The sequence below is a fragment of the Pseudomonas lactis genome (assembly GCF_001439845.1).
In the GTDB taxonomy this organism is placed as follows: Bacteria; Pseudomonadota; Gammaproteobacteria; order Pseudomonadales; family Pseudomonadaceae; genus Aquipseudomonas; species Aquipseudomonas lactis.
In genome coordinates, this window is record NZ_JYLO01000003.1 from 105,507 (window position 1) to 124,110 (window position 18,604).

Annotated in this window: 11 protein-coding genes; 8 read left to right on the forward strand and 3 right to left on the reverse strand. The window is 59.1% G+C overall.

From position 1 onward, the window contains the following. Positions 1-2 precede the first annotated feature (2 nt). From TX24_RS05605 to TX24_RS05615, 3 genes are read left to right on the forward strand one after another with little or no spacing between them, the layout of a single operon-like run. Entirely contained in the window at positions 3-893 is an 891-nt protein-coding gene (locus tag TX24_RS05605) for a MaoC/PaaZ C-terminal domain-containing protein (RefSeq protein WP_057709862.1), read from the forward strand. Further along, on the forward strand, positions 890-2,188 hold the full coding sequence (locus tag TX24_RS05610; protein ID WP_057709863.1) for an acetyl-CoA C-acetyltransferase: 1,299 nt from the start codon (positions 890-892) through the stop codon (positions 2,186-2,188). The genes TX24_RS05605 and TX24_RS05610 overlap by 4 nt, the downstream gene beginning before the upstream one ends. A 31-nt stretch (positions 2,189-2,219) precedes the next feature. Beyond that, a complete protein-coding gene (locus TX24_RS05615; RefSeq protein ID WP_057709864.1) occupies positions 2,220-3,923 on the forward strand; it encodes an AMP-binding protein in 1,704 nt (567 codons plus the stop codon). Positions 3,924-3,946: 23 nt separating this feature from the next. Here TX24_RS05615 and TX24_RS05620 read toward each other — a convergent pair whose 3' ends face one another. Together TX24_RS05620 and TX24_RS05625 are read right to left on the reverse strand one after the other, a co-directional pair. Next, the gene (locus TX24_RS05620) at positions 3,947-6,013 is read right to left on the reverse strand and encodes a M10 family metallopeptidase C-terminal domain-containing protein (protein ID WP_057709865.1); all 2,067 of its coding nucleotides are present in this window, start codon (positions 6,011-6,013) and stop codon (positions 3,947-3,949) included. A gap of 378 nt (positions 6,014-6,391) precedes the next feature. After that, the gene (locus tag TX24_RS05625; protein WP_057709866.1) at positions 6,392-7,507 is read right to left on the reverse strand and encodes a Gfo/Idh/MocA family protein; all 1,116 of its coding nucleotides are present in this window, start codon (positions 7,505-7,507) and stop codon (positions 6,392-6,394) included. A 430-nt stretch (positions 7,508-7,937) separates the two neighbouring features. On the opposite strand from TX24_RS05625, the gene TX24_RS05630 reads away from it, so the two are divergent. After that, entirely contained in the window at positions 7,938-8,975 is a 1,038-nt protein-coding gene (locus TX24_RS05630; protein ID WP_003190775.1) for a WD40/YVTN/BNR-like repeat-containing protein, read from the forward strand. An 18-nt stretch (positions 8,976-8,993) separates the two neighbouring features. Continuing rightward, the gene (locus tag TX24_RS05635) at positions 8,994-11,369 is read left to right on the forward strand and encodes an efflux RND transporter permease subunit (RefSeq protein WP_003190777.1); all 2,376 of its coding nucleotides are present in this window, start codon (positions 8,994-8,996) and stop codon (positions 11,367-11,369) included. 128 nt (positions 11,370-11,497) lie between these two features. Here the strand turns inward: TX24_RS05635 and TX24_RS05640 are convergent, their stop codons facing one another. Then, positions 11,498-16,495 (reverse strand): dermonecrotic toxin domain-containing protein, encoded by a 4,998-nt coding sequence (locus tag TX24_RS05640; protein ID WP_082628753.1) that lies wholly within the window; start codon positions 16,493-16,495, stop codon positions 11,498-11,500. A gap of 288 nt (positions 16,496-16,783) precedes the next feature. Between TX24_RS05640 and TX24_RS05645 the strand changes: the two genes are divergently transcribed. From TX24_RS05645 to TX24_RS05655, 3 genes are all read left to right on the forward strand, one after another. Beyond that, positions 16,784-17,080, forward strand: coding sequence for a DUF5629 family protein (locus tag TX24_RS05645; protein ID WP_003190781.1), 297 nt, complete (start codon positions 16,784-16,786; stop codon positions 17,078-17,080). Next, positions 17,067-18,242, forward strand: a complete 1,176-nt coding sequence (locus TX24_RS05650) for a lactonase family protein (protein ID WP_057709867.1) — start codon at positions 17,067-17,069, stop codon at positions 18,240-18,242. Before TX24_RS05645 ends, TX24_RS05650 begins: the two co-directional genes overlap by 14 nt. Positions 18,243-18,398: 156 nt before the next feature. Then, complete coding sequence (locus TX24_RS05655) at positions 18,399-18,578, forward strand: hypothetical protein (protein ID WP_003190784.1); 180 nt, start codon at positions 18,399-18,401, stop codon at positions 18,576-18,578. The last annotated feature ends 26 nt before the right edge of the window (positions 18,579-18,604 follow it).

Below are 18,604 nucleotides of genomic sequence, written 5' to 3' on the forward strand. Positions count from 1 at the left end.
CGATGGACTACGTGACACAGATTATCGACCCACCGCCGTCGCGCACGCAGTTGTTGTTCGACGGCCTGCGCGCCTTGCGCAAACCCAAGCCCGACGGTGCGCCGCCATTGCCCACAGCGCGCCTGGTGCGCAGCGCGGTGGAACTTTCGCCGCCCGGTATCGCCGCATACGCACGGGCGTGTGGCTTTCGTCGCGAACAGGGCGTGCCATTGTCCTATCCCCATGTGCTGGCGTTCCCCCTGCACCTCATGCTGCTGACCCGGCCGAGCTTCCCTTACCCGGCCAGTGGCATGGTGCACCTGGCCAATCGCATTCGTCAGCACCAGCGCATGCACGAGGGCCAGGCGCTGCGCCTGGAGGTGTATTGCGAGCGCTGGGTGGCCCATCCGAAGGGGCAGGCGCTGAGCATCGCCACCCGCGCCTACAGCAGGGAAACCCTGGTGTGGGAAAGCGACAGCCTGTATTTGCGCCGTGATGTCAGCAACCCGGTGGGTGAACCCTGGAGCGACCCGCTGCCGTTGCAGGAACACGACCTGTTACGCACCCAACGCTGGGTGCTGCCCGCCGACCTGGGGCGACGCTTTGCCAAGGTCTCGGGGGATTTCAACCCCATTCACACCTCAATCATCGGTGCCAAACTCTTCGGCTTTCGTCGCGCCATCGCTCATGGCATGTGGACCCTGGGCCGCGCATTGGCAGCGCAACAGCCACCCGGCGGGCTGGACCAGGCCGAGGCCCATTGCGACTTCAAATTGCCGATCTTCCTGCCCGGCCAGGTTGCCCTATGGGGCCACCCCGTGAGCGGCCCACGGCGCGAGTTCGAAGTGCGCAATTTCGCCGGGGACAAGCCCCATATGCGCGGGCTATTCATTTGCAAAGAGAGCCAGCAATGAGTGACTACAGTTTTACCCCAGCCCCGACCCGCCGCGTGGCGATTATCGGCGGCAACCGTATTCCATTTGCGCGCTCCAACACGGTGTATGCCCACGACAGTAACCAGGACCTGTTGGTCGCCGCCCTGCAAGGGTTGGTGGAGCGCTACAACCTGCACGGCCAACGCCTGGGCGAGTTTGCCGCCGGGGCGGTGATCAAGCACTCGCGGGATTTCAACCTGGCTCGCGAGGCGCTGTTGTCCACCACGTTGTCCCCGCAAACCCCTGCCTATGATGTGCAACAAGCCTGTGGCACCGGGCTTGAAGCTGCGTTGCTGGTGGCGAATAAAATTGCCCTAGGCCAGATTGAAGTGGGCATCGCCGGTGGCGCCGACACCACGTCCGACGCGCCCATTGGCATCAACGAATCCTTGCGCCATACCTTGCTTGCGGCCAATCGCGCCAAAAGCATGGGTGACAAGCTCAAGGCGTTGCTGAAAGTACGCCCATCGATGCTGTTCAAGCCACTGCTGCCGCGCAATGGCGAGCCGCGCACCGGGCTGTCCATGGGCGAGCACTGCGAAGAAATGGCCAAGCGCTGGCAGATCAAACGCCTGGCCCAGGACGAACTGACCCTCACCAGCCACCAGCGCCTGGATGCGGCTTATCAACGCGGCTTCTTCGACGACCTGATCAGCCCCTATCGCGGCTTGGCTCGGGACAACAACCTGCGCGCCGATATCAGTCTGGAAAAGCTCGCAGGCTTGTCGCCGGCCTTCGACCGCCAGAACGGCACGCTCACCGCTGGCAACTCAACCCCGCTGACCGATGGCGCCTCGGTAGTGCTGCTCGCCAGTGAAGAATGGGCCGCCGCCAATGGCTGGCCGGTGTTGGCCTACTTGCGCACCGGCGAAACGGCTGCGGTGAGTTTTGTCGACGGCACCGAGGGCCTGCTGATGGCGCCGGCTTACGCCGTGCCGCGCATGCTTGCGCGTGAAGGCTTGAGTTTTGCCGACTTCGATTTCTTCGAGATCCACGAAGCGTTTGCCGCCCAGGTGCTGTGCACGCTCAAGGCGTGGGAAGACCCGCAATATTGCCGCGAACGACTCGGCCTTGATGTCCCTCTGGGCAGCATCGACCGCGCCAAGATGAACGTCAACGGCGGCTCACTGGGCTGCGGCCATCCCTTTGCGGCCACCGGTGGCCGGCAATTGGCGGCGCTGGCCAAGGCCATCCACGAACGCGGTGGCGGTCGTGGTCTGATCTCGATCTGTGCGGCAGGTGGGTTGGGCATCACCGCCATCGTCGAAAAGTAGCGCTATCAAAAACAACAATAAGGACACTGCCATGAACGCTATCAGCCTGGAACACACCGAACGCATCTGGTTGAACACTTACTTGCCAGGCGTGCCAGCGGACATTGATGCTGGGATCGAGGACTACCCGTCGCTGCGCGAAGTGTTCCTGGAGCACCTGGAAAAATTTCGTGAGCGGGTGGCCTATGTCAGCATCGGCACCGAAATGACCTACGCCGATTGGCGCACTCAGGGCATTGCCTTTGCCGCCTGGCTGCAGGACCAGGGCGTGAAGAAGGGCGATCGCGTGGCCCTGATGATGCCCAACTGCTTGCAGTACCCGATCTGCCTGCTGGGCACAATCCTGGCCGGGGCGGTGGTGGTCAATGTCAACCCGTTGTACACCGCCCATGAACTCAAGCACCTGCTCAAGGACAGTGGCGCCGAAACCGTGGTGATCTTCGAAAATTTCGCGCATACCCTGGAAAAAGCCATGGTCGGCAGCAGCGTCAAGCGTGTGGTGGTCGCGGCCATTGGCGACTTGCTGGGCACCTTCAAGGGCGCGGCAATGAACTTCATCCTGCGCAGCGTGCAGAAGCAGGTACCGGCCTTCAGGCTGCCCGGCGCGCTGCGCTTCAACCAGGTGCTCAAACAGGGCAGGGCCATGCACCATTTACCGGTCAGCCTGCACCGCGATGAACTGGCCTTCCTGCAATACACCGGTGGCACCACCGGCGATGCCAAGGGCGTGATGCTCAGCCACCGCAACATCATTGCCAACCTGCTGCAAGCCAAGGCCTGGGTCGGTGACCAGTTAAACCTGCACAAGCAGGAAACCAATGTGACCTTGCTGCCGCTGTACCACATCTTTTCCCTGACGGTGAACTGCCTGATGTTCATGTGCCTGGGCGGACGCAATATCCTCATCGCCAACCCCCGGGACGTGAAGCGCGTGCAGATGATCCTGCGCAAGGAGCGCTTCAATGGCATTGCCGGGGTGAACACGTTGTTCAACGGCTTGCTGGAAAACAAGGAGTTCTGTGCACGGGACTTTTCCGACCTGCGCCTGGTGATTGCTGGCGGCATGGCCACCCACACCGCGGTGGCCAAGCGCTGGAAGGAAGTCACCGGGCTGCCGATCATCGAAGGCTACGGGCTGACCGAGTGCTCGCCCGTGGTGAGCATCAGCCCCATTGATATTTCACGCATGCGTGAGATGGAATTCACCGGCAGCATTGGCGTGCCGTTGCCCTCGACCTGGGTGCGCTTCGTACGCGAAGACGGCGTACTGGCGGACATTGGCGAGCAGGGCGAGTTGCAAGTTCGCGGCCCGCAAGTGATGCAGGGCTACTGGCAACGGCCAAAAGAAACCGCCGAGGTGCTGGACGCCGAGGGCTGGCTGTCGACCGGGGATATCGGCGTGATGGACGCACGTGGGTATATCCGCCTGGTGGATCGAAAGAAGGACATGATTCTGGTCTCGGGTTTCAATGTGTACCCCAATGAAATCGAGGACGTGGTGGCCATGCACCCTGGGATTGCCGAAGTGGCGGCCATTGGGGTGGAAGATGCGGTGACTGGGGAGAAGGTCAAGATCATCGTCGTGCGCAAGGACCCGCACCTGACTCAGGAGCAGATTCTTGCGCACTGCCGGGAGTACCTGACGGGGTACAAGCTGCCTAAATATGTTGAGTTTCGCACCACGGAATTGCCCAAGACCACCGTCGGTAAAGTGCTACGCAGGGCGTTGCGTTGAGGCTGTTTAGCCTGTGAGCACCCTTACAGGTAACCGTCATCCTGGATGTTCAGTCCGATCACGTCTTCGTTGCTGATGGGGCGGGTACTCTTGATCAGAAAATCGGTCTTGCCATCGCCCGTCAGGTCAACGCCCAGGAAGTACCTGCCGGTGAACGGGTTGTGCACGATGATCGTGTCGCCGGGCTGGTTGCGGTACTGGTTGACATAGTTGAGTTTGACTTGGGCATTTTCGCTCATTTTTCTCAAATCAATCTTGTCTTTGCCCGTGGTGAAGTCCAAGAGGGTGTCCGCGTTGTTGCGTGGAGAATCGCAGGCAAAATGGTAGCTGAAGGTATTAAAGCCTCCATTGCCGGTCAGATGGTCCGCGCCTGCACCACCGATCAGGATGTTATCGGCGCTATTTCCGCTGATACGGTCGTTACCCTTGCCACCTATGGCGTTTTCGATGACGGTTGTTTGCGTAATAAACACATTGTCGCGTAGCCCACCTACACTGGAGCGAGTACCGGGTGTCAGATCAATCTGTTGGTCTTGATAGAAACCAGAGAAGTCCACGGTGTCGTTGCCTTTTCTGTCGTCCACGCTGAAATAAGGTTTGTCGCAGGCAGAGGTGAGGGTTGTACTGGGGCGTCCGGTATTTGCATTGAAACCATAGACCGTGTCGCGCGTGTCGGGTCGGGGGCATGATACTGGGGTGGCCCTGGGCTCTGGTTCTGGCTTGGGCTTGGGTTCACGCTTGGGCCTGGGCTTCGGTTCTGGTTCAGGCCTGGGTTTGGGGGCTGGCTCAGGTTCTGGCTCGGGCCCAGGCTCGGGCTTTGAATCCGCGTGGGTCAGGATGTCGTCCAGCGCTATAGGTCCTTTGCTCAGAATCAGTAGTGCAGAGTCAGGTTTGCCGCTCACATTCAGAACCAGTTTGTGCATCTTGGCATTTTCATCGTAGCTGAGCGTCAGCTCGCCTTTGCGACCGGTGAGTACGCTAACCAGCTCCGGCTTTTCAATGCCGGCGTCGTTGAGCACCTTGGACAGGTCGATCTTGTCGACGCCGCTGGTAAAGTCTTCAAGTATGTCCGGATTCCCAGGGGTGGAGTCGCTGGCTTTGTTATAAACAAAGGTATCAGCACCACCGCCGCCTATCAGTGTGTCGCGACCGGCTCCGCCGGTTAGTCTGTTATTGACGTGATTGCCGATCAGTACGTCATGCCCTGAGCCACCGATGGCGTTCTCCATCACAACGCCCTTGGCGATGGACACGTTGCCCACGCGGCCGCCCACATCCGAGAGTGTCTCGGCGGCCAGGTTTATCTTTTGGTTCTGCTTGAAGCCGGAAAAGTCCAACGTGTCTTCGCCGCCGTTGTCCCAGACACAAAAGTTGGTCAGGTCGTCGGCGGAGGTCAACGTATAATGATCGCGCTTAGTGTTGGAGTTAAAGCCGTAGGTTGTATTATCTTTTCGGGTTTCATAATTGGGTTCGTATAAGCGATGAATGCCTGCGATGTCGTGCATTGCTGGAGTCAAGTTATAGTCCGAAATACGAAGCCTAGGATTGTCTGTGGGTAGCCACCATTTGTTACTGTAACTCATGGCAGTATGAGTATGGTTGTTTTCTGGGTAATCTCCGGTTGGATGGTCTAATCCCAAACTATGACCAAGCTCATGGATCATGGCAGAGTGCAGGGGCGAGTTCTTATCGCCGACGCCGATGCCAATGCTTGCAGTTCCTTGGTCATTTGGCATGACGGCATATCCACCAACGCCCTGATTGGCATGAAGTACAAAAAACGCATCAGCCTCCTTGGCGTTTTCGGTGAACTTGACTTTGACCACGTCTTCCCAAGCCTTGATGGCGCTCTTGAACGCTTTCTTTCTGGCCTGGCTGAACTCACCTGCGCCCTGGTCTAAAAATTTATATGAAACTGTTAGTTTGCCGTCGCCATTTTTATCTTTTAATTTCAAATTGTCGCGAGTAAGGTCTCGTGCAACCTTGTCCGATAACGAAGGTGCAAGTGGATCGGCTGTTGGGGCGTCGGCCGAGAGCGGGTAAGTTTGAGGTTTTACGTACGAGGGATGATAATTTGTAATGGCTGACATGAATATGTCTCGGATTGTTTGCGTTGGGTTGGGTTTTAAGAAGTGCTTGAATTCTTGTGGTGAAATAAGGTGGCTTATTTATTTGTATAAGGCCAGAGGGTATTTATTTCGATGTGTGATGGTAAGTAATAGGCGTATTTGAGGTGAGAGTTGTTTGTACGGTGCTGTATGAGGTTTTGTTTGTTTCAGGTGGGGGATGGCTGATTAAAGTTGGGAAAGTTTACTGGTTGAAGTGTGAATGCGTCGATTTGCTCCAGCCTTGAGGGAAGGCTGTCAAGCCTTCCTCGCGAGCGTCCTTATGAGTGGCAAGGACAGTGCATGCCCACACTGGAGGCGAGGGCGGCGTTTATCCGGCTGACCGGGACGGACCGGCTTGCGTTAAAGTTTGCCGACCCTGACCCAGCGTTCTTCCTGAGCCGCAACTCGAATCGCCGTCGCCAACCGCTCCACCTCCCACGCCGCCTCAAAGTCTGTGCCCTGCGCCCCTTGGCCGGCCAGCGCCATGATCAACTCGTGCACTTCCAACGTCTTCAATTCGTTGTAACCCAGCTGATGCCCCGCCGCCGGGCTGAACGCCGCATAACCGGGCAGGGCAGGGCCTGCCAGCAGACGCTGGAAACCGTCCTGGCCGATGCGGCACAGACGCAGTTCATTCAAGCGTTCCTGGTCAAACGCCAGGGTGCCTTGGGTGCCGCTGATCTCAAAGCTCAGATGGTTCTTGTAGCCGTGCTTGAGCCAACTGCTGCTCACCGTGCCACGGGCGCCGTTGGCGAAACGCAACAGGGCGTGCACTTGGTCATCCACGGCAATGGTTTTTGAGGTCGGGCTGCCGGCGGTGGCGGGGCGCTGGTTGTGCACGGTCTGGGTATCGGCACAGACATGAGTCACATCGCTCACCAGATAGCGGGCCATCGACAGCAAATGGCTGCCCAGATCAGCCAGGGCGCCGCCGGCGTGCTCCACTTCGCAGCGCCACGACCAAGGGGAGGCCGGGTCGGCCATGAAGTCTTCGCTGAACTCACCCTGGAAACTGATGATCTGGCCCAGCTCGCCTTTGGCAATCATCTGCTGCGCCAGCACGATCATCGGGTTGTGCTGGTAGTTGTAGCCGACCCGAGTCACCACCCCGGCGGTATGCGCGGCGCGGCGCATGGCATCGGCTTGTTCAAGGCTGACGGCCAGGGGCTTTTCGCAATACACAGCTTTACCCGCCGCAATCGCGGCCATGGCCATCGGGTAATGCAAATGGTTAGGGGTGGTGATGGCCACGACGTCGACCTTGGGATCGTTGATCAGCGCTTGCCAGTCGCCATGAGCCTGGGCAAACCCCCAGGCGCTGGCACAACGCTGAGCGCGTTCGGTGTCGGCATCGGCCAGGGCGGCCAGCTTGAGGTGTACCGGCAGTTCGAATACCGCCCTGGCGTTATTGAACGCCAGCGCGTGGGCGCGGCCCATGAAGCCTGTGCCGATCAAGCCGATTCCGAGTTCACGCATAGCCGTGGTCCTTTGGATTATTGTTTTCAGGAACGCCATTAATGGAATAAAAATTCACTAAATTCAATAGATGGAATAAAAATTCATTCTCCCTGATCGTTCCCACGCTCCGCGTGGGAATGCCGCCCGGGGCGCTCTGCGCCCCGCTGTTTGCGCGGTGAGGACGCAGAGCGTCAGGGGTGCATTCCCACGCGGAGCATGGGAACGATCACGTGGGGCCATCATTTCAGCTGATGCAGCTATATTCAGCACATGGCCAAAAGCCGCCAGTTAACAAAAGATAACGTAGCGCCGATTGTCAGACGATTCCAAAGCCCGATAGGATGGCTCCTGCTTCCTCCAGGCGCTCTAGATTGCAGGTTTCAAGGTCCTGGCAGAGAAGACGACCTAACAATAATAAATGGGAGAAAGGTCTATGAGTGAGCCTGTCATGGGTTGGGTTGTTTGCCGCCCACGCGCCGCACGCAGGGTTGCGCTGCTGGCCACAGCGCTCTCGCTGCTTGCTGGCAGCGTATTGTCGACGCCGGTACTGGCCGCCAGCGATAGCCCCGCCGCCGCAGTCTTTGCGATTGAGTCCCCCAAGGCCGCCAAAGGCTTGATGATCGACGTGGTTCACGCAGGCAAGCGCCTGGTGGCCGTCGGTGATCGTGGGCATATCCTCTATTCCGATGATCAGGGCACCACTTGGGCCCAAGCCAAAGTGCCCACCCGGCAACTGCTCACGGCGGTATTTTTCGTCGATGACCAGCACGGCTGGGCCGTCGGCCATGATGCGCAGATTCTTGCCAGTACCGATGGCGGCGCCACGTGGACCCAGCAATATCAAGACCTCAAACGCGAAGCGCCATTGCTCGATGTGTGGTTCAACGACGCCAACCACGGCCTGGCCGTGGGGGCCTACGGTGCGTTGATCGAGACCACCGACGCCGGCAAAACCTGGAACGATGTCAGCGATCGCCTGGACAACGAAGACCAGTACCACCTCAACGCCATCGCCCAGGTCAAGGGCGCCGGCCTGTTTATCGTCGGTGAGCAAGGCAGCATGTTTCGCTCCAGCGATGACGGCCAGACCTGGGAAAAACTCGAAGGCCCCTACGAGGGTTCACTGTTTGGCGTGATCAGCACCGCACAGGCGCAGACCCTGCTGGCGTATGGTTTGCGCGGCAACCTCTACCGCTCCACCGATTTCGGCAGCACTTGGGAACAGGTCCAATTGAACGCGGCACGTGGTGCGTTGGAGTTTGGCCTGTCGGGTGCGACCTTGCTGGAGGACGGCTCCATCGTTGTGGTCGGCAACGGCGGCAGCGTCGTGGTCAGCCATGACGATGGCCAGACCTTCAGTGTGTTCAATCGCCCGGACCGTATTTCACTCTCGGCGGTCACGGCGGCAGGCAATGGTAATTTGATCCTCGCGGGGCAGGGTGGCGTGCGGGTTGCCACATCGGCCGGCGCAGAGCTCTCAAAATAATAAGAAGGCGGGGATTCAATGAGCAGTCATCACAACGATAAAGCGACCTTTCTTGAGCGTCTGATTTTCAACAATCGCCCGGCGGTGATCGTCATCTGCCTGCTGGTGAGCCTCTTCCTGTTCTGGCAGGCGACCTTGATTCGCCCGTCCACCAGCTTTGAAAAGATGATCCCCCTCAAGCACCCTTTCATCGAAAAAATGATGGAGCACCGCAACGATTTGGCCAACCTGGGCAACACCGTGCGTATTTCGGTGGAGGCCAAGGACGGAGATATCTTCACCCAGGAATACATGGAGACCCTGCGCCAGATCCACGACGAGGTGTTCTACATCTCCGGTGTGGACCGCTCGGGCCTCAAGTCGCTGTGGAGCCCCAGCGTACGCTGGACCGAAGTGACCGAAGAAGGGTTTGCCGGCGGGGAGGTCATCCCGCAGAGCTACAACGGTTCGCCCCAGAGCCTCGACCAGTTGCGCAATAACGTGCTCAAGTCCGGCCAGGTCGGGCGGCTGGTGGCCAATGACTTCAAGTCGAGCATCGTTGATATCCCGCTGTTGGAGTCCTACCCGGACCCGCAAGACCAGGGCAAGTTGCTGGCCCTGGACTACCGCAAGTTCTCCCATGAACTCGAAGACAAGATCCGCGACAAGTTCGAAACCCAGAACCCCAACGTCAAGATTCATATTGTCGGCTTTGCCAAAAAGGTCGGCGACCTGATCGACGGCCTGGTGATGGTGGTGCTGTTCTTCGGCGTTGCGTTTGTCATCACCCTGATTCTGCTGCTGTGGTTCACCAACTGCCTGCGCAGCACTATTGCGGTATTGAGTACGACATTGGTGGCGGTGGTCTGGCAACTCGGGTTGATGCACTTCTTCGGTTTCGGGCTGGACCCGTATTCAATGCTGGTGCCGTTCCTGATCTTCGCCATCGGCATTTCCCATGGCGTGCAGAAGATCAACGGCATTGCCCTGCAATCCAGCGAGGCAGACAACGCCCTGACCGCCGCACGGCGCACCTTCCGGCAACTGTTCCTGCCGGGGATGATCGCCATTCTGGCCGACGCGGTGGGCTTTATTACGCTGCTGATCATCGACATTGGCGTCATCCGCGAACTGGCTATCGGCGCGTCCATCGGTGTGGCAGTGATCGTGTTCACCAACCTGATCCTGCTGCCGGTCGCGATTTCCTATGTAGGCATCAGCAAGCGCGCCATCGCCAAGAGCAAGAAAGACGCGAACCGCGAACATAGCTTCTGGCGCCTGCTGTCCAAATTCGCAAGCCCGAAAGTCGCGCCGGTTTCTGTGTTCCTGGCCTTGATCGCCTTTGGTGGCGGCCTCTGGTACAGCCAGAACCTGAAGATCGGCGACCTGGACCAAGGCGCACCGGAACTGCGCCCGGATTCGCGTTACAACAAAGACAACAATTTCATCATCAGCAATTACTCCACCAGCTCCGACGTGTTGGTGGTGATGGTCAAGACCAAGGCCGAAGGCTGCTCGCGCTATGAAGCCATGGCGCCCATCGACCAGTTGATGTGGAAGATGCAGAACACCGAGGGCGTGCAGTCGGCGATCTCGTTGGTGACCGTGTCCAAGCAAATGATCAAGGGCATGAACGAGGGCAACCTGAAATGGGAAACCCTGTCGCGCAACCCGGATGTGCTGAACAACTCCATCGCCCGTGCCGATGGCTTGTACAACAACAATTGCTCCCTGGCGCCAGTGCTGGTGTTCCTCAACGACCACAAGGCCGAAACCCTCGACCGCGCTGTGCATGCGGTGCAGGACTTTGCCAAGGAAAACAACAAGGAGGGCCTGGAGTTCATCCTCGCCGCTGGTAATGCCGGGATCGAAGCGGCCACCAACGAGGTGATCAAGGAATCGGAACTGATCATCTTGATCCTGGTGTACCTGTGTGTGGCGACCATGTGCATGATCACCTTCCGCTCCTGGGCGGCGACCCTGTGCATCGTGCTGCCGCTGGTGCTGACCTCGGTACTGGGTAACGCGCTGATGGCGTTCATGGGCATTGGCGTCAAGGTTGCGACCTTGCCGGTGGTGGCCCTGGGCGTGGGGATTGGCGTGGACTACGGCATCTACATCTACAGCCGCCTGGAAAGCTTCCTGCGCGCCGGCCTGCCGTTGCAAGAGGCGTATTACCAGACGTTGAAATCCACCGGTAAAGCCGTGCTGTTCACCGGCCTGTGCCTGGCCATCGGCGTGTGCACCTGGATCTTCTCGGCCATCAAGTTCCAGGCCGACATGGGCCTGATGCTGACCTTCATGCTGCTGTGGAACATGTTTGGCGCGCTGTGGCTGTTACCGGCCCTGGCACGGTTCCTGATCAAACCCGAGAAGTTGGCGGGGCAGAAGGGCAACTCATTGTTCGCGCATTAAAACCGGGTAAAAAAGCCGCACATCATGCTAATGCTGTTCAGTTAAGGCTTTTTGTAGGAGCGATATACGCTTAACTGAACGGCATTAGCCCACTGTGCGGCTTTTTGTTGATCCTCAGGCGCCGGGTTTCACAATTTCAAGAACAGTCTTTCATCCAGCGGCTTGGTGATACCGGCCTTGATGATGCGCTCCACAACCCCGTTGTTCCCGGCCTCGGCAATCAGGTCCTTCTGGGTCTTGGTGCGCTGGGCCGGTGTCTTCAGATGCGCCGCTGTGTAGTCATCACGCGCCCAGCCCTTTTGTGGATAGTGGAAGTGGGCGTACCACAGCGCGTCGATTTTGTTTTTCTTGCGAACCACGTATTCGGTGAAGACATCGCCAGTTTTAGTCGGGATGTCGCGTCGTACCAGGTTGATATCAACAAAACCGTGGCGCCAGAGGTAATCGACATTTTCCGCCGTCGGCGTCTGTACCAGATAGCCATCGGCGGTATGGCGGCGGGCCTTTTGCAGGATGTCCTCGGCCGTTGCTCGCCAGCGTGCCACCCATTCGGCGGTTTCCGGTTTGCTGCCATGGGCGACTTGCGCCTGTTGCGCTTTTTCGATGAGCAGGTTGGCCTGGGCTTCGAGCATGTCGTTCCAGTCGCGGGGGCTGACGGTGTCTCGTCGCACGGGGTCGTCGAGCTTCTTTTTCTGAAAAAGAATGCTCTGCTCTATCTTCGTCACGCCGTCGATCAAGCTTTGCGCTTCGCTTTTGTAGCTGGACCAGGATTTGGGTAATGAAACAGGGCGTGGCGCCGTAGGTTGGCCCTGGACGATCTTCACCCAGCCACGCTCCCCAGGGTGTTCGCTGTAGCTGGCGATCGGTTGCCCGCTCTGTGGGTCGACCACGTCGATAATGTTCACGGCTTGGCCGGGTACGGGAGGGCGCAGCGTGCCGATCAGGCTTTCTTTATGCTCGGTCTTGAATACACGCTTGTTCTGCGGTTTGGCCTGCCGGTCCTTGCGTGCAGGGGTGGGTGCAATCAGTTGTTGTTCTTCCTTGACGATCTGGACTAGCTCGGCTTCTGCATCGTCGATGAAGTGCTTGAGTGTCTCGGTAAACTGCTGGTGATAATCGCGGCGAAAGTGTTCCGGATGCTCTTCCTGTAGCGTGACGCTGTCACTCAATACCTGTTTGTATTTGTCGATGATGGTGGTCAGCGTGGCTTTGCGCTCGCTCAGGCTGTAGCCCTCGTACTGGCGCAGGTCATTGAACGCCAGGTATTCGGCTTTCAGGTCGACGTTCAAGAACCGCTTCATCTGAAATTGCTCGGCGATGTCGGGGGACAGCGCAGTCCATTCGGTGGCCAGGCGTTTGAGCAGCACCAACTGGTTCATCTTGGCCATGAACACCCCTGTGGCGGGGGACCGGTTGTAGCGCGTCTTCAGGTACTCCTCGGCACGTTTACTGGCGAAGGGCGAATCGTTTTTCCATTGGTCGAACACCGATCTGATCGCCTCGCTGGACGTCAGCAACTTGTCGGTGGCGTGGTACGCCATTTCAAACACGCTGGTCAGTTCGTCGTAGGCCTCCCGAGAGCCTGAATGCGCAGTATTTTCCAGCTCTGCCATCGAGGCGCCACTGATGCCGTACTGGAGGGCGTCGGTGACCAGCTTGACGTAAAAGTCCTCTATCCCAATCAGCGTATGCAATGTGTATTGGTATTCCAAAGAGCGGTTCTCTTTGAACGTCGACAGGTCGTCGACCCCCCCTATTTTCTTTGGGGCTATGGTTTCAATCGTTTTTTCGCTGGCTGCCCTGAGTGCCTGGGTTAGCGGCTTGAGGTCTTGAAGTTGTTGATCCAGGCGGCTCTTGAGCATCAGTGTGGCCTGGCGATGTTGCGCGTACGCAGCAGCGAAGCGATTGGCGGACGTGTCATCGGTAACCAGATTGCGCAGGGTCTTGAGCTTTTTCCGGGCGTTCTGATATTCGATGAAGCTGTCCTTGATCGTTTCGATTGCCGTGTCATGTTTTGCTGAAACCTTCATGCGCTCCAACATACTGCGTTGGTAGCTCTTTTCTGCTTGCTCCTTGGCGCGCCGGCTTTTCCCGAGTGTTTCCTGCAGGCTTGCGCTCTTGGGCATTCCGCCCCTGAGTCTGGGCGCCACGTCAAAATGCCAGTTGCCCTGGGCATCGCGTGCTATCGGCGGCGCCGTACGAGCCTTGTTGTGTTCGTCGATTACGTAGGGACCGTCCAGGTCGGTTGCGACGCGAAACCAATGGTTGTCGATGCAGGCGTACCAGCGGTTATCCACTTGATACAGGCCCTTCCTGATGCCTTCGCCGATTGGAGTGTCGGGGGCTGTTGGAGCGGGCACTGTGAACGAGTCGATGTGTGCACGCAGCTCGGGGGTTAATCCGCGTGGGCTCGACAGCCTGATATCAATGGCCGTGCCGTCACCACCGAAGCCTTGGGTGACCGGTGCGCTCGGGTCTTGGTGGATGGCAGGCGCAGGGCGCATGGGGTCGTTGCTCTGGCGGGGGCGGGGTGCAGGGTCGCTGGCATCGGCTCCTGGCTTAAATGGCTCAAAGGTGCGCGCTGGCTTGGATTCGGCGACGGGTACATGGGTCAAGGTCATGCCCAGGTTGACCAGCAGATCGACCATTGCCCCGGCCGGGTCCGGATCGTTGGCGGTGGACAAGCGCTTGATGTCGTTTTCGGCATTGACCAGTTGCAGCAACCAGCCCGCCATCGCACCCGGCCCGCGCATCAACGGCAGCAGGGTGTTGAACAACAGCCAGCCGAGCTCCTTGTAGGACGCCCAACGACTTTCAGCATCGGAGGTCGATTGGCCTTCAGCCAGGGTGACCAGGCTGTTGGCATTGGAGTGGAACCAGTGCTTGGCCAGGTCGCCGTTGAGCAGGTCCTGGCGTAGCGTGGTGGCAGCGGCATAGCCGTCGACAGCCAGGGTGGTCGGCTTGGGCGTAGCAGGCGGGTCAAACTCATTGAATACGCTAAAACGCGCAATATTGGGCGTGTGAAAACCGCCATTACCGTACACCGCCCGTGCTTTGTCATCCGGCAACCAGGCCAGCACGCTGTCTTGCAGCGCACCGGGTTCGCGGATGGCCTCCAGCAGCGCGTCGCGGCTGGCGAATTCCAGCAGTGCCGGTTTCAATTGAGGACGATAGAGGATATGTGGGCCGCTACCGCTGGACAAAGGTTCGATGATAAACATATTGGCGACCACATCCGGCGTCGCTCCTGGTTTGCGTACAAATGCCAGGGGGCGCACGGTAATCTCTTGGCCTGCCGCACTTTTGCCGCCCGCGCCGGGCTGGGTGATTGCTTCGATAAACGCGTGGCCCTGGGCGGTGATGCCGGCTTCGCCCTTGAGCTTGAGTTCCAAGGCCTGCATCGCGAGCTGCAGGGGTACCTGCTCGATGAAACGTGCCAGCCGATCACGGGCTGCCGGGCTGTCGTCCAGCAGTTCACGCTTGAGCAACTCGGGGTAGTGGCCGCCAATGTCCACAGTGTTGATCAGGTCCTTGAGCATTTTTGGCAGGCTGGCATCGCTGACCCGCTGCCCATGCAGGTGGACTTCCATCTCACCCTTGGGCAGGCCCGACAGATTTTCCAGGGCCATGTCCACCAGGCTCATTCTCACCCGTTCCAGGTAGTTGCTGCCCATATCGCCCACCGGGACCTTGAACACCACCTCCACATTCTTGGCCGTGTAACCCTTGCCGGCTAAATGCTGGTCGAGCTGTTGCTCGGCGTAGGTGCGGATATCGGGGATGCCGTCGAGGAAGGTGCGGCCATTGTTGCGGCGCACGCTGCTGGCCAGGGCCAGTGCGTGCTGTCGATAGGTGTCGCGTTCTGCGGCGCTTGCCGAGCCGAACCAGGTGGGCAACTGTTCATGCAGACGTTCAAGCTCGCGCGCGTCGGGTGCATAGGCCCCGAGAAACCAGGGGCTCGGGTCGCTGGCCTGGGTGAACGCCTGCTCCAGCGCCTCAAGCGAGCCGGTGGTGGGCACCTCGATGGACGCAACGTTCTCCACCATGGCATTGAGGATGACCGCCGCCTGGGTATCGAAAATATTCCCCGCAGGCTCCTGGCGCTTCCAGTTCAGGGTGTCGAAAACGAAGGCATCGCCCATTTTTTTGCCCCAGGCTTTGCCGAACGCCTGCAAGGAGTCATACGGCGTCACCACGCCGGCGGCAGTGGCGTGCAGTACCTGCGTGCGGCCATCGACCTGACGAGTGATCAGCAGGTTTGGGGTGAGTTGCGAGGCGCTGCCACCGGCGTGGCTCACCGCAGAATCAAGGATGAAAACCTGTGCCGCACCATCGCCTTTGGCCGCTTGGCGCTGCGCACGATCCGGGTACGTCACGACCTGGTCGAGGGTCTCGCGTTGTTGAGCGCTGAGCCCAGGTTGCTTCAGGGCTCCGGTGGTCAAGGTGTCCCGCAGTGTGTCGCTCAGCCAGCGCCAACGGTTGGCACCGGGAGCGTGAGCGTCAGCGCTGCCGACGAAGTGCTTGAGCATGGCCTGTTCGAACGCTTTTTTGAGGGGCGCGCGCAGGCTGCGGATAGCCAGTTCAATGGCCTGCATATCAATGCCCGGCATCAAGGCATTGGAGGAGGGCGCAGGCTTGAGGCTATGCCCGGTGGCGTGATCGACCAGGGTGCAGGGCAGTGAATGTTTGTCGGTAAAGTCGAGGTCGCCGTCGGTGGTCAGGTGCTTCAGGGCGATGTCCAGCAAAGGGGTCAGGCGGTACTGGGGTGGGTCGGTTGAAATGGGTTCGGCCACTGCCGTTTCGGCGAGATTGAAGGCTAAAGTGGGGTACAGGCTTTTGATCGCCTCCTCTAGCATGCCCGACACCACTGAACGCAACGTAGGGCGAGTGTCGAACTGCTGGGCGACCGCCGTTGCGGTGATCTGCGGCGAGTTGTCGGTGGGAGCGGTGGTCACTGCGGTGCGCAACGGTGCGGATGCACGCCGGGGGCGGTTCAGCGGTTGGTCTTGTGCGGCATTCGATAAGGCTTCGTGATGGGTATCGACCGCCTGGCCGGCAGCCGGGGTTGGCAGTGAAACGGGCAGGTGGTGGTCAAAAAAACGCTGGGGGTAGTTTCCCTGAATCATCGTGCAGCTTCCTTGTGGTTGCAGTCATGCTCGTCATGGAGGTGACCCTGTTCGCGTCATGCGAGCAGGCGAGTGGAAACTACCGAGCCAGGTTTTCGAGTGAAATCAACAATAGGTAAACAGCCATTTCCATTGGCATGCCCTTACCGCTAGCGCTTGATTTTGCGTGGGGTGGAGTAGGGCGAGGGATATATGGCGGCATGTAAACGCGGCGCAGGTCACGTCAGGATTTACGCCGTAGCAACCATTTGACCTATCATGAGGTCTTTCCTCTGAACGATTGATGTTATGACTGCCGAATCCGCCCCCCTGCGCACCCTGCTTGAAACCAGCGACATGCTTGAAATCGACGGCCTGCATGCCTTTGATTTCGAGTTGACTGAACTAAAGCTCGTGATTACTGCCATGGATGGCCGGGCCGAAAAACGCTGGAGCTTCAGCTCGGCGCAGGTGGGCGCTGCCACATTTGACGAGACGCTGCAAAGCTGGACCCTTACCGGTGAGTCGGGCGAGCACCGCTTGATCTGCATGAGCGCCTTCACCGGCAACAATAACGATGAGGACGAAGCGGATGATGATGCGTAAATTCTGGCCCCTGCTGATGGCAGGCAGTGTCGGTGCGATGTCGGTACAGGCCGCGCCCAGCGATCTGCATGAACTGCTGGTGGGCAGCTACACCGCCGGTAGCAGCGAGGGTATTTACCGCCTGCAGTTCGACAGCCGCACCGGGCAGTTCAGCGGCAAGCCAGTGCTGGCGGCGAAAACCGCCAACCCGTCCTGGTTGACGATTTCCAAAGACCAGAAGCAGTTGTTCGTGGTCAATGAAAACGGCCCGGGCCAGGAAGACCCGGTGGGGCGTGTCAGCAGCTACAGCATCGACCCGCAGAACCACCAGTTGACCCTGATCAATCAGGTGCAGAGCCTGGGCAATGAGCCCACCCATTCCAGCGTGGCCGCCGATGGGCGCTACCTGTTCGTGGCCAACTATTCGGTGGTGGAAGACCCGGGTGGCAGCCTGGCGATCCTGCCGGTGGACGCCAGTGGCAAGCTGTCGGCGCCGGTGCAGTTGAGCGGGCACCCGGCCAGCCGTGTGAACCCGGAGCGCCAGGCGTCCAACCATGTGCATTCGGTGGTGTCGTCGCCGGACGGCAAGTACGTATTCGTGCAGGACCTGGGTGCGGACAAGGTGTTTGCCTACCGCTACGACCCCAAGGCCAATCACGAACTGCCATTGACAGCGGCCAACCCGGCGTCGGTGCAGTTGCCCCCGGGCAGCGGCCCGCGTCACTTGCTGTTCAGTGCGGACGGCAAGCACGCCTGGCTGACCACTGAGATGAGCGCCCAGGTGGCCGTGTTCGATTACAACGAGGGCAAGCTGACGCAAACCCAGTTGCTCGACTATGCCGCCGGCCAACCGGTGTCCGACAAGGCCGGCGCGGCGTTGCATGCTTCCAGCGATGGCAAGTTCCTTTATGTGAGTAACCGTGGCACAGCCAATCAGATGCTGGTATTCAGCATCGACCCGGCCACCGCGCACCTCAAGGAAATCCAGCGCCGCTCTGTTGAAGGCGACCACCCGCGTGAGTTCAGCCTCGACCCGAGCGGCAAGTTCCTGCTGATCGCCAACCAGAAAAGCAATGAAATCGTGGTGGTTGAACGCGACCCCAAGACCGGCCTGCTGGGTAAAACCGTGCAGAAATTGCCGATCGATGCCCCCAGCGACCTCAAGTTCCTGGTGCGTCAATAAGCCACAGGCCCCGCAATGCGGGGCCTGAGCCTTTGTATTAATCGCAGTGATAACGGCTACTGTTTCAAAGCATTTCTAAGGTTCAACCCTCGGGCGTAAGTTGGGTTCCAAGGCCTTCCCAGGCCACCCAACCAAACGCACACAAGGGTTACCGCCATGAATTTCAATCTCTTCTCGATCATTGCTGCTTCTGCTGTTTCCGCCACCGTGGCATTGCCTGCCGCCGCCAGCGTGGAAGTCACCGGCAAAAAATCCAATGTCACGGCCTATACCCAGAAATACCTGCAACAGAGCGCCAATTTCTATGCGGCGCTGGATCACAAGACCCAGCACTGAGCCACGGTCCAATGTGGGAGCTGGCT